This window comes from Clostridium minihomine, assembly GCF_900240385.1.
GTDB classification, from domain to species: domain Bacteria; phylum Bacillota; class Clostridia; order Oscillospirales; family Acutalibacteraceae; genus Faecalispora; species Faecalispora minihomine.
The window spans coordinates 283,312-296,992 of sequence record NZ_OEQH01000004.1 but is presented as its reverse complement, the minus strand read 5'-3'; the positions used below and the strand labels follow the sequence as shown (position 1 = coordinate 296,992).

Annotated in this window: 15 protein-coding genes; 13 read left to right on the top strand and 2 right to left on the bottom strand. The window is 49.2% G+C overall.

From position 1 onward, the window contains the following. The first annotated feature begins 3 nt into the window (after positions 1-3). The 12 genes from rbfA to C1A02_RS13630 all read left to right on the top strand — a co-directional run bounded on the left by rbfA (position 4) and on the right by C1A02_RS13630 (position 12,039). On the top strand, positions 4-366 hold the full coding sequence (rbfA, locus tag C1A02_RS11140; protein WP_101698292.1) for a 30S ribosome-binding factor RbfA: 363 nt from the start codon (positions 4-6) through the stop codon (positions 364-366). Next, positions 356-1,312 carry a DHH family phosphoesterase gene (locus tag C1A02_RS11135; protein ID WP_101698291.1) on the top strand — a complete coding sequence of 319 codons (957 nt, stop codon included), beginning with the start codon at positions 356-358 and terminating at the stop codon, positions 1,310-1,312. Before rbfA ends, C1A02_RS11135 begins: the two co-directional genes overlap by 11 nt. A gap of 9 nt (positions 1,313-1,321) precedes the next feature. After that, entirely contained in the window at positions 1,322-2,236 is a 915-nt protein-coding gene (gene truB / locus C1A02_RS11130) for a tRNA pseudouridine(55) synthase TruB (protein WP_101698290.1), read from the top strand. 28 nt (positions 2,237-2,264) lie between these two features. Next, the gene (locus tag C1A02_RS11125) at positions 2,265-3,194 is read left to right on the top strand and encodes a bifunctional riboflavin kinase/FAD synthetase (protein ID WP_243577997.1); all 930 of its coding nucleotides are present in this window, start codon (positions 2,265-2,267) and stop codon (positions 3,192-3,194) included. 122 nt (positions 3,195-3,316) lie between these two features. Then, complete coding sequence (rpsO, locus tag C1A02_RS11120; RefSeq protein ID WP_101698289.1) at positions 3,317-3,580, top strand: 30S ribosomal protein S15; 264 nt, start codon at positions 3,317-3,319, stop codon at positions 3,578-3,580. Positions 3,581-3,785: 205 nt separating this feature from the next. Beyond that, the gene (locus tag C1A02_RS11115) at positions 3,786-6,005 is read left to right on the top strand and encodes a polyribonucleotide nucleotidyltransferase (RefSeq protein WP_101698288.1); all 2,220 of its coding nucleotides are present in this window, start codon (positions 3,786-3,788) and stop codon (positions 6,003-6,005) included. 191 nt (positions 6,006-6,196) lie between these two features. Continuing rightward, the gene (locus C1A02_RS11110; protein ID WP_101698287.1) at positions 6,197-6,658 is read left to right on the top strand and encodes a DUF6591 domain-containing protein; all 462 of its coding nucleotides are present in this window, start codon (positions 6,197-6,199) and stop codon (positions 6,656-6,658) included. 969 nt (positions 6,659-7,627) lie between these two features. Beyond that, entirely contained in the window at positions 7,628-8,242 is a 615-nt protein-coding gene (locus C1A02_RS11100; RefSeq protein WP_101698285.1) for a phosphatase PAP2 family protein, read from the top strand. 79 nt (positions 8,243-8,321) lie between these two features. After that, positions 8,322-9,116 (top strand): glutamate 5-kinase, encoded by a 795-nt coding sequence (proB, locus tag C1A02_RS11095; RefSeq protein WP_101698284.1) that lies wholly within the window; start codon positions 8,322-8,324, stop codon positions 9,114-9,116. A 158-nt stretch (positions 9,117-9,274) separates the two neighbouring features. Continuing rightward, positions 9,275-10,528: a glutamate-5-semialdehyde dehydrogenase gene (locus C1A02_RS11090; protein WP_101698283.1), complete on the top strand. Its 1,254-nt coding sequence runs from the start codon at positions 9,275-9,277 to the stop codon at positions 10,526-10,528. Between the two features lie 12 nt (positions 10,529-10,540). Then, the gene (locus C1A02_RS11085; RefSeq protein WP_101698282.1) at positions 10,541-11,686 is read left to right on the top strand and encodes a hypothetical protein; all 1,146 of its coding nucleotides are present in this window, start codon (positions 10,541-10,543) and stop codon (positions 11,684-11,686) included. A 209-nt stretch (positions 11,687-11,895) separates the two neighbouring features. Continuing rightward, positions 11,896-12,039, top strand: a complete 144-nt coding sequence (locus C1A02_RS13630) for a hypothetical protein (protein ID WP_207204899.1) — start codon at positions 11,896-11,898, stop codon at positions 12,037-12,039. Between the two features lie 76 nt (positions 12,040-12,115). Here the strand turns inward: C1A02_RS13630 and C1A02_RS11075 are convergent, their stop codons facing one another. Both C1A02_RS11075 and C1A02_RS11070 read right to left on the bottom strand, forming a co-directional pair. Next, positions 12,116-12,775 (bottom strand): hypothetical protein, encoded by a 660-nt coding sequence (locus tag C1A02_RS11075; protein WP_101698280.1) that lies wholly within the window; start codon positions 12,773-12,775, stop codon positions 12,116-12,118. 23 nt (positions 12,776-12,798) lie between these two features. Then, positions 12,799-13,044 (bottom strand): hypothetical protein, encoded by a 246-nt coding sequence (locus C1A02_RS11070; RefSeq protein WP_101698279.1) that lies wholly within the window; start codon positions 13,042-13,044, stop codon positions 12,799-12,801. A gap of 67 nt (positions 13,045-13,111) precedes the next feature. On the opposite strand from C1A02_RS11070, the gene C1A02_RS11065 reads away from it, so the two are divergent. After that, positions 13,112-13,579: a YfcE family phosphodiesterase gene (locus C1A02_RS11065; RefSeq protein WP_101698278.1), complete on the top strand. Its 468-nt coding sequence runs from the start codon at positions 13,112-13,114 to the stop codon at positions 13,577-13,579. Positions 13,580-13,681 lie beyond the last annotated feature (102 nt).

Below are 13,681 nucleotides of genomic sequence, written 5' to 3'. Positions count from 1 at the left end.
TGAATGCCTAGCCATAGAATAGGACGCACTACAGAGGATATCCGGCGGGAGCTGACCGCCATTTTCCGTGAACTGAAGGATCCCCGGATACAGGGTCTTATCAGCATCGTGCGGGTGGATGTGACAAACGACCTTTCTTACTGCACGGTGTATATCAGTGCCATGGAAGGGCTGCAGCAGGCAAAAACGGCGGTAACCGGTCTGAAATCGGCCAGTGGATTTATCCGGCGGGAATTGGGCCGGCGCCTGAAGCTTCGCCATGTGCCGGAGCTGTTGTTTCACGCCACAGATTCCATTGAATATGGCGCGAACATTTCCAGGCTGCTGTCTGATTTGAAAGACGGGGAGGAAGAAGATGAAAATTGATTTGGAGAAAGCGGTTTCCATGCTGCAACAGGCCCAGGATGTGGAAATCCTGAGCCACCATTATCCCGATGGCGACACATTGGGCAGCGCCGCGGCTCTTTGCCGGGCGCTGCACCTGCTGGGCAAACGGGCCCGGTGCACCTGCGCGGATCCGGTGGCTCCCAAATACGGTTTTCTGTTTGAGGGTATCGAGCGTCAGGAATTCCCTGCTCAATTTATTGTTAGTGTAGATGTGGCTGACATTAAGCTTTTGGGTCCGGTGTTGGCAGAAAAGCATGCCAAGAACATCGATCTGTGCATCGATCACCATGGCTCCCATCAGGAATTTGCGAAAAACACCTATGTGGACAGCACCGCTTCTGCGGCTTGTGAAATTATTTATGAAGTGGTTTGCCGGTTGGGTGTAGTTCCGGATCAAATCATTGCGCGCGCCATTTATACCGGTATTACCACAGATACCGGGTGTTTTCGGTATTCCAATACCACGGCGCGTACCCATGAGATTGCCGCATTGGTTTTGCGCACCGGAATGAACGGGCCGGATATTAATCGAGAGATGTTTGAAACCAAGACTCGCGCCAGGCTGGAAATGGAACGCAGTGTGCTGGATTCGATCGAATTTTATTATAATGACCGTTGTGCCGTCATGCAGATCAGCCGTAAAATGATTGAAGGCTCGGGTGCGGATGAAGGTGACTTAGAAGGCCTTTCGTCCTTGCCGCGCCAAATTGAGGGCGTTCTGGTTGGTGTGACCATGCGGGAAAGAAAAATCGGCGGCTATAAGGTGTCTCTTCGCACGCTGGCCCCGGTGGATGCGGCCAAAATTTGTGCCGAGTTCGGCGGCGGTGGCCATAATGCGGCAGCTGGATGCACCATAGAAGAACCCTTTGAATCTGCCCGTGACAAGATTCTGGCAGTGATTGGAAAAGTATTGGAAACCATGTAGGGGGACGCAATGAACGGTATCATTGTGATAGACAAGCCCCGGGACTTTACCTCTTTTGATGTGGTGGCGGTAATGCGCCGCCTGTGCAAAGAGCGGAAAATCGGGCATACGGGAACATTAGATCCCATGGCCACAGGAGTTTTGCCCTTGCTTTTGGGCAAAGCGACCCGGGCAGCATCTCTTTTGGAAGATGCAGATAAAGTGTATCAGGCGGATTTTCGTCTGGGAGTAGATACCGATACCCAGGACAGTACGGGTGTTGTCCTGACGCAAAGTGATGTGCCGGTCAGCCGGGAACAGCTTTTGTCGGCACTGCCCGCTTTTCGGGGCGAGATTTTGCAGATACCGCCGATGTATTCTGCGGTGCAGAAGGACGGAAAACGCCTATACGAGTTGGCGCGTAAGGGAATTGAGGTAGAGCGGGAGCCCCGACCGGTCACTATTTATCAGTTAGAGCTGCTGGATTACAGCGAAGAACAGCGACAGGGAACCTTGTTGGTGTCTTGCTCTAAGGGGACATATATTCGCACACTGTGCGCAGATCTGGGACAGGCTTTGGGCAGCTTTGGTATGATGACCGCCCTTCGCCGTACCCGTGCCTGCGGATTTTCGCTGGAAGAGGCAATTACATTGGAACAGGCTCGGGGATTAGCCGAAGCGGCACAGCTTCCTAGCCGGGTTCTTCCGGTGGACGGCCTGTTTCAAGGGTGCCCGCAGATAACGGTCAGCGGTGCGCAGAGCGTGCGGTTTGGGAACGGGGGAGCCCTGGCTCTGGAACGGGTCAAAATTTCTTCTGATTCGCTTGGCTCGGGGCAAAGGATACGGGTGTATTCGCCGGAGCAGGAATTTTTGGGATTGGGCGAAGTAGATCTGGAAAAGCAGGAGCTGGCTGTGAAAAAGCTATTTAGTGCGCAGCCGGGCTGATGATCGGGAGGTTGATTTCGTTTTGCAGGTGTTCCATGATTTAAAACAGATTGCGCCATCCAAAAGCGCAGTGGCGCTGGGGGCTTTTGACGGGCTTCATCTGGGTCACCAAAGGGTGATTTCCTGTGTTGCTTTTACATCCCGGAATCTGGTTCCCACTGTGTTTACTTTTGACGCCAGCCCGCAAGAGCTTTTTAAGGGAAACGGGGCCTTGCGGCTGACCAGCAGCCACCGCAAGCTTCAGATTTTAGAAGAAATGGGTGTCAAACGGGTTTATATGCCCCGGTTTGAAGAGGTTCGCCAGCTGAGCGCACGGGATTTTGTGGAAAAAATTCTTTGCGGTGTGATGCGGGCAAAAAAAGTCAGCTGTGGCTTTAATTTTCATTTTGGCCAAGGGGGCAAAGCCGGCAGCGACGAACTAAAAGGTCTTTGCGAAGAATTCGGCATTGAGGTGATGGTGGTTCCTGCCATGAAGCTGGATGGCGAGCCGGTTAGTTCCACCCGGATTCGGCAGGCATTGCAGGCTGGGGATGCAGAGCAGGCTGCCCGGCTGCTTGGCCGTTTTTATTCGGTGGATTTTCCCGTGGCCGCTGGCCGGCAGTTGGGCCGAAAATTAGGGGCGCCCACCATTAATCAGCCATTTCCCGATGGTTATTTGTGTCCCAAATTTGGGGTTTATGCTTCTGTAGTTACGGTAGACGGTGCGAAATATGCCGGGGTTACCAACATTGGGGTTCGCCCCACTGTTGGGTCGGACGGTGTGTTGGCAGAAACCATTATCGACGGTTTTTCGGGCGATTTATATGGCCGCCGTGTGCCGGTGGAACTGGTCTGTTTCCTTCGGCCAGAGCAGCGGTTTGAAGATTTGACCGAACTGCGCCAGGCAATTTTGAGGGACGCAGAAACCGCCCGTGGGCTGGTTCAGCCCTATTTACAAAAGACAGAAGCTATGATATAATAATCCAGTTATATGCCCCTTTCCCGGAAAAAGGAGTAAGCCCCAACGGGGAGTTCACCGAGCCTTTTGCTGGGTTTGAGGGTAAATTTAGTGCGCTAACCGCACGGACAAGGTGGAAAGATATGTTAAAAGAAGAAAAACAAGAAATTATTCAGCAGTATGCCCTGCATGAGGGTGACACAGGATCCGCAGAGGTTCAGATCGCGATTTTGACCAAGAGAATCAACGATTTGACCGATCACCTGAAAATCCACAAGAAAGACCATCACTCTCGCCGCGGCCTTTTGAAAATGGTCGGACAGAGAAGAAATCTGCTGAAATACCTGACCAAAACTGATATTGAGCGTTACCGCGTTATTATCGGAAAGCTGGGTATCCGCAAGTAATCGCACGCTGTTTTAGGCAGACGGCTTTTATAGCCGTCTGCCTTTCGACTTCTAGTTCCCCATTTTTACTCAAAAAAGATAGGGGGTATTCGGGTTTTAGCAGTGAAACGAACTCCCAAAAGAGTTCGTTTTGGAAGTTGGTTTTATTGCTAAGCCTGTTACCTCCTGGGCAGAATAAAAGACAGATTAAAGGAGGACATTCTTGATGTTTGAAAATTTCAAAGTATTTCAGACGGACTTTGCCGGCCGTCCGCTGGTAATTGAAACCGGAAAAATGGCCCAGTTGGCCAACGGTCAATGTTTGGTTCGTTATGGCGAAACCGCAGTTCATGTGGCAGTGGCTGCTTCTGCCAAACCTCGCGACGGAATCGATTTTTTCCCGCTTTCCGTAGATTTTGAAGAGAAACTTTATGCTGTGGGTAAAATCCCCGGTTCTTTTTTAAAGCGCGAAGGCCGTCCTTCCGAAAAGGCGGTTTTAGCTTCTCGCGTGATTGACCGCCCCATTCGCCCCTTGTTCCCCAAGGATATGCGTAATGACGTTTCGGTGGTCTGCACCGTAATGGCGGTTGACCCGGATTGCTCCCCTGAAATTGCTGCAATGGTGGGAACCTCTGTTGCGCTCAGCATTTCTGACATTCCCTGGAACGGCCCGATTTCTGCGGTTTCTGTGGGCTATGTAGATGGCGAGATCGTCATTAACCCCACTGCAGAGCAGAAAGAAGTTTCCAAAATGGCGGTGACTGTGGCTTCCACTGATTCCCGCATTGCCATGATTGAAGCCGGTGCAGAACAGGTTTCGGATGAAATCATGTACAATGGCATTATTGCGGGTCACCAGGCCAACCAGTCCATCATTGAGCTGATCAAAAAGATGGTAGAAGAAATCGGTAAAGAAAAATTCAGCTACCCCAGCAATGAGCCCGATGAAGAAATGCTGAATGCGATTAAGGAATTTGCCATCGAAGATATTCGTGTGGCTTTGGACACCGATGACAAAACCGTTCGTGATGCACGGCTCAAGCCCATTTATGAGAAAGTTCACGAAAAGTTTGACGAGATTTATCCCGATAGTGCGGCTAAAATCGACGAATGCCTTTACAAGACCCAGAAATATGTGGTGCGCCGCTGGCTGCTGGATGAGCAGAAGCGTGTGGACGGCCGTCATATGGACGAGCTGCGCCCCTTGGCTGCAGAAGTGGGCCTGATTCCCCGCGTGCACGGTTCCGGTATGTTCACCCGCGGCCAGACTCAGGTTCTGACCGTTGTAACCTTAGGCCCCGTCAGCGATCGTCAGCTTTTGGACGGAATTGATGAGGAAGAATACAAGCGTTATATGCACCATTATAATTTCCCCTCCTATTCGGTGGGCGAAACCAGGCCCAGCCGTGGCCCCGGCCGTCGTGAAATCGGCCATGGTGCTTTGGCAGAGCGCGCATTGCTGCCTGTGATTCCTCCGGTAGAGGAATTCCCCTATGCGCTGCGTTTGGTGTCCGAAGTGCTTTCTTCTAATGGTTCCACCTCTCAGGGTTCCGTTTGCGGCAGTACTTTGGCGCTGATGGATGCCGGTGTGCCGATTAAGGCGCCGGTTGCGGGTATTTCTTGCGGCTTGATTACCGAGGGCGATCGCTGGATGACCATGGTGGATATTCAGGGTCTGGAAGATTTCTTCGGCGATATGGACTTTAAGGTGGCCGGTACCCATGAGGGCATTACCGCGATTCAGATGGACCTGAAAATTGATGGCTTGACCCCTGAAATGGTGAAGGAAGCTCTGGAAAAAACCCACAAAGCCCGCGATTATATCCTTGATGAAATTATGCTCAAGGAAATCGACAAGCCTCGTGAGGAGCTTTCCAAGTATGCACCCAAAATGTTGTCTACTGTAATTCCGGTGGAGAAGATCCGTGAAGTGATCGGTTCCGGCGGAAAAGTGATTCAGAAGATTTGCGCCGAGTGCGAAGTTAAAGTGGATGTAGAGGATGACGGTCATATATTTGTGTCCGGCATTGATATCGACAACTGCCGCCGCGCTATGACGATTATTGACACCATCGTAAACGATCCGGAGCCGGGCGCAATTTACAACGGTAAAGTAACCCGCCTGATGGACTTTGGTGCCTTTGTTGAAATCGCTCCCGGAAAAGAAGGTCTGGTTCACATTTCTCGCTTGGATGTCAAGCGTACCGAAAAGGTGACCGACGTGGTCGATGTAGGCGATGAGATTATGGTTAAGGTTCTGGAGATTGATGATAAGGGCCGCCTGAATCTGTCCCGCCGTGATGCGCTGATTGAAGTAGATGGCCTGGTGCCGGAAAACGAGATTTCCGATGCGCCCCGTCGTCCGGCTCCCCGCAGGGATGATCGCCGCGATGACCGCAGAGGAAGCAATGGATTCCGCCCCAATACCAATAAACCTCGCCAGTAAACTGTAATTTTTTAAGAGATAAAGCAGAACGTCCTTTTTATGAGGCGTTCTGCTTTTTTGTTATAAGACGGCAGTTAGGTACGCGATAAGCAGTAGAAATAGATATAACTGTTATATAATTCGAAAAAATTATAATCGAAAAGTTTACCGTGATATAATTTAACCAAATAATGAATGAAATGGTGTATCTTATGAATTATAAAAAATTGGTACTGGTTTTGCTTCTGCTTTTTTCGTTGTGTGCCTGTACAAATGAAAATGTGCCATCAGCCAACAGTACATCTGAGGTTATGGAGCAGTTGGGTGTTAGCTATGTAGAAACAAATAAATGGCCGCAAAACGAATGGACAGAACAATTACCCCAGCCCCAAATGGGTGGAATTGTTCGGATTGGCACACACCCAGAAAGCCTGTCTGTGCATTTTATGGAAGTCGTACCGAAAGACTTTGAGAACTATATTCAAGCGTTAAAAGATGCTGGATATACAGAATCTTTTCGGGCTGAAGAGGATATTAAGTCACTGCATTCGATGGAAAATCCCATTTCTGTTGCAGTGAATTTAGAGAAAGAGAAGTCTTTGGTACAGGTTGTCTACACTGCCAAAAGTGGTGTAATCGGAATTGGGGAAAAACAAGCGGAAACGTTAGATTAACATTTTCTGTAAGCTATCTGCTGGATTACTAGAAAAGACAGCTTTTTGTTTTCCGGTGCTTTCGCCTGAGAACAGCGATTCGGCAAAACAACTGTTTTTTGCACCAATTAATGTGAGAATCACGTTGTATCTTATTAAATTATAAAATTTCTGTAGAAAGGCGTAGTTATGAAAAATAATTTTAATAAAAAATGGTATCACTTTATGTACATGAGTATTCTTTATATTTTGTTTTTTTATTTGTTACGCCCGTTGGCTTTTTGGTTCCAGATAACGATAGTTGATACTCCATTTTTCATTACAAGCATTATTTTTGCCATTATGCTGATACTTTATTTGGTTTATCTGTCAAGAAAGTATCCGGTACCCAATAAACAGTTGTTCAAAGACAAAAAGTTTCTGATTCTGTTTTTGAGTTTTATCCTGCTGGCAGCAGTATTGCAGGGGATAAAGGGATATTTGCTGTAAGAAAGAGCATTTTCCTATAACCATACGCATTGGATTAAGCATGTTTGCAAACTTCTGCAACACACAAAATAAATGAAAAAATCGGTATCCGTCCCCCAAAAATGCTTGGAATAACGGAAGTGTTCCTGCGGCTTTCTTCTGTTTTTCGGCACACTGGCAATTTGCAAATGCACTCTAAGAACAGTAGTGTATTTCCATAAAACACCTGCCATAATTTTATGGCAGGTGTTTTCCGTTGAATGGGAAGAATTCCAAAGGATAGAATGGTACTGAGGAAACGGCACAGATTCCGGTGGTTTTGATTGATTTTTAAACGAAACTTTTCGGTTTTTTCACAGTTTTATCCCTTGTGAGATATTTGCAGATAAGGTATAATACTACATAAGACCATATTATGAGGTAAGTGTATTCGTATGTGGAGAGTGTTTTTAAGGGAATGGTCTTTTTCGTTTTAGCAAACTTGTGGTTTTTGCGAGACGAGTTTTAGAAAGGAATGTTTTAATGCTTGGTAGGATTCAAACAATAGATATTAAATTGCTTCGGATGATTCAAAGAAATTTGCGATGCAGCCTGTTCGATGCAATTATGCCTTATATTTCTTTGGTTGGGAATGTGGGGGCGGTTTGGGCAACTGTTATGGTGGTGTTTTTCTTAATGCCCCATTACCGAGAGGCCGGTGTAATCATGTTCTTTGTGCTGGCGGCCTGCGGTGTTTTAACAAACTTTGTGCTGAAACCTTTGGTGGCCCGTCCACGGCCTTGCCACACATATCCGGAACAAAAACTTCTGGTGGCATGCCCGCCAGACTATTCTTTCCCTTCGGGCCATACCATGTCTTCGTTTGGGGCTGCGTTTATCATTTTTCAGGCGAATCAGACCATGGGAGTTGTAGCATTTACTTTTGCTTTTCTAATGGCTTTTTCCCGTTTGTATTTGTTTGTCCATTATCCTTCGGATGTTCTGACAGGTATCTTTTTGGGTATTTCTGCCGCAACGGAACCGCTGATTTTGGTTTGCGCGGCATTGGGTGCCTGTGTATATTGCGGAAGAATTCGCATGCGCAGGGATGAAGTCGAAGCCGCTGCTGGTTTAAGCGAATCTTCTGGCAACAGCTGACCGAAAAAGGTTTTTCGGATATGAGAGCAGGCAGTGCCTGCTTTGCATATAGATAGAACCAGGAAAAGGAGTGAAATGAATGTCTGATATCACACAGGCCAAACGAATCGTGGTTAAAGTAGGAACATCCACTTTGACTTACGAGAATGGCAAAGCGAATTTCCGCACCATTGAAGAGTTGTGCAAAGTGTTAAGTGACTTGCAGAATTCGGGCAAGGAAATGATTTTGGTAACCTCTGGAGCGGTGGCCGTCGGCATGAGCAAGCTGGGGTTAAAGGAACGACCGCGTGAGATCGAGAAAAAACAGGCGATCGCAGCGGTGGGCCAGTGTGAGCTGATGTTCTTGTATGACAAACTCTTTGGCGAGTTCAATCATATTGTGGCACAGGTCTTGCTGTCCAGTGATGTAATAACCCATGACACCAGCAAACAGAACGTACAGAATACGTTCCGTGCGCTTTTAGAAATGGGGATTATTCCGGTGGTCAACGAAAACGATACCGTATCTATTGATGAACTGGTTGGCGCGCATATCGGCGATAACGACACATTGTCTGCAACGGTTGCAGTGTTGTCGGAATCGGATCTTTTGGTTTTGCTGACGGATATTGACGGCCTATATGATGCCGATCCTAGAAAAAATCCGGATGCAAAACGGATCCCCAGGGTAGAAAAGATCACAGACGAGATCAAAACCCTTGGTGGTGGAGAAGGCTCTTCCCGAGGAACCGGGGGAATGCGCACCAAAATTTCCGCAGCAACGGTTTCTACCGAAGCGGGAATTCCTTGCTGCATCATTGATGGTGCTGCCCCCAAAGATTTATACCGCCTTTTGGCAGGGGAAAATCTGGGGACGGTTTTCGAGGCAGAATAAAAAACATCGCACGCGTTCGCCCCACTGCCTCTTGGGCATTGGCTTTCACTTTCCCCGTTCGGGAATGTGAAAGAGGCTGCCCTGATATGGCTGCCGGCGGATGCGTGCTTTTTTCCGTGGCTTTTCGGGCCCGGGCTAAATAGAAAGGGGAAACTCTTATGACAGAATTACAGAAAATGGGCCAAAAGGCCAAGGCGGCAGCTCGTGTGTTGGCTACGGCCAATGCCAAAAAGGATGCTGCTTTGCTGCAAATTGCCGATGGACTAGAGGCCCATTTTGAAACCATTATAAAGGCCAATCAGGAAGATTTGAACAATGCCAGAGCAAACGGAATGAGTGAATCTCTTTTGGATCGCCTAACGCTTACCGAAACCCGCATTAAAGACATGGCCGAGGGTGCAAGGCAGGTGGCGGCACAGACGGATCCCATCGGGCGGATCTTGTCCGGTGAAGTGCGTCCTAATGGGCTGAAAATCGAGCGGGTGGCGGTCCCCCTTGGGGTGATCGGCATGATTTACGAAGCACGCCCCAATGTAACGGCAGACGCGGCTGTGCTTTGTCTGAAAGCCGGTAATGCAGTGATTTTGCGGGGTGGAAAAGAAGCCATTCATTCCAATACCGCGGTGGCAGAGGTTATGCGGGACGCGGTGGAAAAAGCCGGACTGCCTCGGGACAGTATTCAGCTGATTCAGGACACCACCCGGCAAAGTTCCGTTGAACTGATGGGGCTGACCGATTATTTGGATGTTTTGGTTCCTCGCGGCGGGGCAGGTTTAATTCGCTCAGTGAAAGAAAACTCCCGTGTGCCCGTCATTGAAACCGGCGTGGGCAACTGCCATATCTTTGTGGATGAAAGTGCCGATTTGGAAATGGCCGCAAGAATTGTGTTTAATGCCAAAACCTCTCGTCCCTCTGTGTGCAATGCGGCAGAAACTTTGTTGGTACACAGTGCTGTGGCAGAAAAATTTTTGCCTTTGGCAAAAGAAGCGCTGGACAAAAAGCAGGTGCAGATTCGTGGGTGCGAGCGTACCATTGAACTTTTGGGGCAAAGCGATCGGGTTGTTCCCGCCGCAGAAAGTGACTGGGAGGATGAGTTTTCCGATTATATTCTGGCAGTTCGTGTGGTAAACTCTATGGAAGAAGCCATTGCTCACATCGACCGATATTCTTCCGGCCACAGTGAGGCCATTATTACCAGCCGCTATGACAATGCCAGACAGTTTACAGCGCAGATTGATTCTGCCGCAGTTTATGTGAATGCGTCCACCCGTTTTACGGATGGCGGACAGTTTGGGTTGGGAGCAGAGATTGGGATTTCTACCCAAAAACTTCACGCAAGAGGCCCCATGGGGGTCAATGAGCTCACATCTCAAAAATTTATTGTGACCGGAGACGGCCAGATCAGAGAATAAAGGAGAAGCCGCATGAACGGAGAGCAAAACGAAAAGAAGCGGGAAGGAAGCGAAATCCCAAACGGCCTTTCGGAAGAGCTTGTTGAAGAAATCGATTTCGACCAGTTTGCGGAAAGTAAAAAGAAAAGCGACACGGAAGTAACTGCCGATTATCGTTCTGCTTTTCAGCCCAAACAAAAAAACGGCCAGAAACAGCGGGAGAAAAAGAATCGGTCCAGCAAGAAGGATCCGGAAGAAAGAAAGGTTCGCGCGGCTTTGGAAGCCGCGGAACAGGCCCGGATCAAAGCTCAGAAAAGAGCCGCACAACTGGCTCAGACCCCAGAGCCCGAGCCAGAGCCCGAGCTGGAGGAGTTTCTTCCAAAAGAAGAATCCGCACAAGAGGATATCCTGCTGATCAAGAAAAGCTCCCGTTCTGAACAGGAGCCGGGCGAAGAGGCCGCGCAGACTCAGGAACCAACAGAGCCGGAAAATGAAAAAGCGGCGCTTTCCCAGCCACTGAGACGGCGGGGAAAGTACCGCTATGGAATTGGAATGGGTGCGTTGGTGATGGTTCTTGCTTTTGTGGGGCTTGCAGCCATTCTTTTGGGTGTGGGGCGTCAGGTTTACTACACGGTAACCGATGATAGCCACCTGAGGGCCTATGACACCTTTTTGTCGCCCATTGTCATGCAGGATCCAGAGCCTTTTGAAAATGCCAAGGAAGCGGATCCAGAGATGGTTATGAAAGCCTCTTTGTGGCGTGCTGTCACCCAAAATGGTGCCGAGTACAACAATTATGATGAAGAGGGACGCACTTTGGTGCCCCTTGGGGATGTGGTGGATGCCTGTCACGCATTGTTTGGGCCGGACTGCGATTTGCAGCCGTCCAGCCCCCAAGAAGAAACCTTCTTTGAATACGATGCGGATCAGAACGTGTTCCGTGTGGCACCTTATAGTTCCCAAAGCAGTTTCTCCCCCTATACTGCCAGCAGCAAACGAGCCGGAACCCAGGTTATTCTGAAGGTGGGTTATGTGATCGGCGGGGAAGATTGGATGGACGGCACAGAAAGTCAGCCTTCTGAGCCTGCACCTATTAAGTATATGGAATATATTCTGCAAACCACAGCAGAGGGAAAAAGTTATTATGTGTCGGCTATCCGCGCGATAGAGGCTAAATAAAAATAAGAAATATCCGTTTTTATGATGTTACACACTGGGCTGTTTTCATTTTGTGAATCAGGCCTAGACAATTAGATACATCAGGGCAAAAATGAGCCCGGTGTCTGCCTTTTCGGAGACCAAAATAAGGAGAAGCACCATAATCAAGGTGCGTTCACTGTCTTGCATCAGGCCGTCAAACAGGTTCGATAGGCTAGTGGCCTGTGCTTGTGGCGGCAGTTGCGGCGGCGGTGGTGGAACAGCATGCGGTTTGTGTGCGCGTTCCGGTTCCTTGTGGGGTGGTGGTTCCGGTGGCGGCGCCGGGTTTTGTGATTGGTTTAGAGTTTGCTGTGCGCGGCTTTGCATTTCTCTGACTCGCCGGATAGCGTCTTGCTGCATACGCTGCATGTCAGCGGTGTCGTTGCTTGCCATCAGAAAGCCCCCCTTTCTTTACAAGATTCCCTGCTCTTTTAACAGGGGCAGAAGACGCAGCATGGAAAGCATCTTGACGGATTCATCTAACTTTTTTTGCCGGTCCGGCCCCAAAAGCGGCCGAAGGGCATGAAGCAGGCGGGTATTATTGTCTTCCTGCCGGAAAGTAGATAGCAGCGGCATGATTTTTGTGACAGTCTTTAAGGCGTCACCGTCTATTCCGCTGCCCCCGCCGCTTCCGCCGCCCAGCAGGCCCGATAGGGCGCCAAGTCCGCCGCCCCCACCGCCCAGCAGGCCGGAAAGAGCACCAAGCCCGCCGCCTCCGCCGCCCAGCAGGCCGGAAAGAGCACCAAGTCCGCCGCCCCCGCCGGAACCACCGAGCCCCGACAAAAGAGAGGCGAGCTTTGCAGTATCCAGCCCGCCGGCGCCGGATGAGGCATCAGGGGGTTGTATGTTGTTTCCGTCACCGGAGCCGCCAAGTCCCCCCAAAAGCTGACTGAGCATGTTCATATCCAGCCCTTGCAGGGGATTGTTTTGTGTGTTATTTGGTTGACCCGGCGACGGAGCGGTGTCGGGTGCGGCGTTTCCCAGTCCCAACGAAGCGGCCAGACTGTTCAGTTGTTGCATTGCCGCGGGATCGCTGAGCAGATCGTTGATTTTGCTGGTGATGTCATCCATACCCTCACACCCTTTGTTTTCAGTTATTTTTGCCCGTTTATCCGCCGGTACAGTTCTTGTGCCTGCGGTGTGCTGATCAGCTTTTGCATTGCCTGCTGATCATTCAGGATTTTTTGCAGAGTGGCTGCGTCACTTGGATTCATGTTTTGCATCAGAGCTTGCAAATTCCCACTTTGTGCATGTTTTTGAATCTCATCTGGACGTTTGCCAAGGCGCTGAGCCAACAGATTTAGCAGCACCTGCTTTTCATCATTTTGGTTTGATGGCATTCTTATCACCCCTTTCACTATCATATGAATGACAGGTTCGTGATATGAAAAATATAAGGAGCGTTTTATGAGAATTTTGGTGGTTTCGGACACGCATGGTGACAAACAAACCTTGCATCGCGTTATCTTGTCTCAGCCCTCGTCTCAGGTAATAATCCACTTGGGAGATGGGCAGGATGATATTGAGGATGAAAAGTTTCTTTATCCGGAAAAAATGTTTTTACAGGTTCGGGGGAACTGCGACTGGGGCTGTGCCTTGCCGCCTGTGGGGCAAATTCAATTGGAAAATCGAAAAATATTTTATACTCATGGTAATTTATATAATGTAAAATACGGATTGGATGAAATTAAATTGGCGGCACGGCTGCAAAAAGCAGATATTGTGCTGTTTGGCCATACTCATGTTCCCTATACGGAATATGAAAAGGGGCTGTATTTCATGAACCCCGGTTCGCTGCGGGGTGCAAATGCAACTTATGGCATCCTGGATTTAGTGCCCCAAGGTGTGGTGACAAATCTGATTCAAGTAAAATAGGGCAGAATTAACAGTAAAATCACACCTGTGGCTCCCCAAAACCCACAGCGAATCTCCACGAAGAAATGTAGGGAAAGAACAAGTTCCGCACTGCTTTTGAAT

Bases quoted from the DNA above. Each gene is read 5' to 3' on its own strand.
- rpsO (WP_101698289.1), top strand. From the start codon at position 3,317: ATGTTAAAAGAAGAAAAACAAGAAATTATTCAGCAGTATGCCCTGCAT.
- C1A02_RS11085 (WP_101698282.1), top strand. From the start codon at position 10,541: ATGAACGGAGAGCAAAACGAAAAGAAGCGGGAAGGAAGCGAAATCCCA.
- C1A02_RS11110 (WP_101698287.1), top strand. From the start codon at position 6,197: ATGAATTATAAAAAATTGGTACTGGTTTTGCTTCTGCTTTTTTCGTTG.
- rbfA (WP_101698292.1), top strand. From the start codon at position 4: ATGCCTAGCCATAGAATAGGACGCACTACAGAGGATATCCGGCGGGAG.
- C1A02_RS11115 (WP_101698288.1), top strand. From the start codon at position 3,786: ATGTTTGAAAATTTCAAAGTATTTCAGACGGACTTTGCCGGCCGTCCG.
- truB (WP_101698290.1), top strand. From the start codon at position 1,322: ATGAACGGTATCATTGTGATAGACAAGCCCCGGGACTTTACCTCTTTT.
- C1A02_RS11065 (WP_101698278.1), top strand. From the start codon at position 13,112: ATGAGAATTTTGGTGGTTTCGGACACGCATGGTGACAAACAAACCTTG.
- C1A02_RS11135 (WP_101698291.1), top strand. From the start codon at position 356: ATGAAAATTGATTTGGAGAAAGCGGTTTCCATGCTGCAACAGGCCCAG.
- C1A02_RS11070 (WP_101698279.1), bottom strand. From the start codon at position 13,044: ATGCCATCAAACCAAAATGATGAAAAGCAGGTGCTGCTAAATCTGTTG.
- C1A02_RS11075 (WP_101698280.1), bottom strand. From the start codon at position 12,775: ATGGATGACATCACCAGCAAAATCAACGATCTGCTCAGCGATCCCGCG.
- proB (WP_101698284.1), top strand. From the start codon at position 8,322: ATGTCTGATATCACACAGGCCAAACGAATCGTGGTTAAAGTAGGAACA.
- C1A02_RS11090 (WP_101698283.1), top strand. From the start codon at position 9,275: ATGACAGAATTACAGAAAATGGGCCAAAAGGCCAAGGCGGCAGCTCGT.
- C1A02_RS11100 (WP_101698285.1), top strand. From the start codon at position 7,628: ATGCTTGGTAGGATTCAAACAATAGATATTAAATTGCTTCGGATGATT.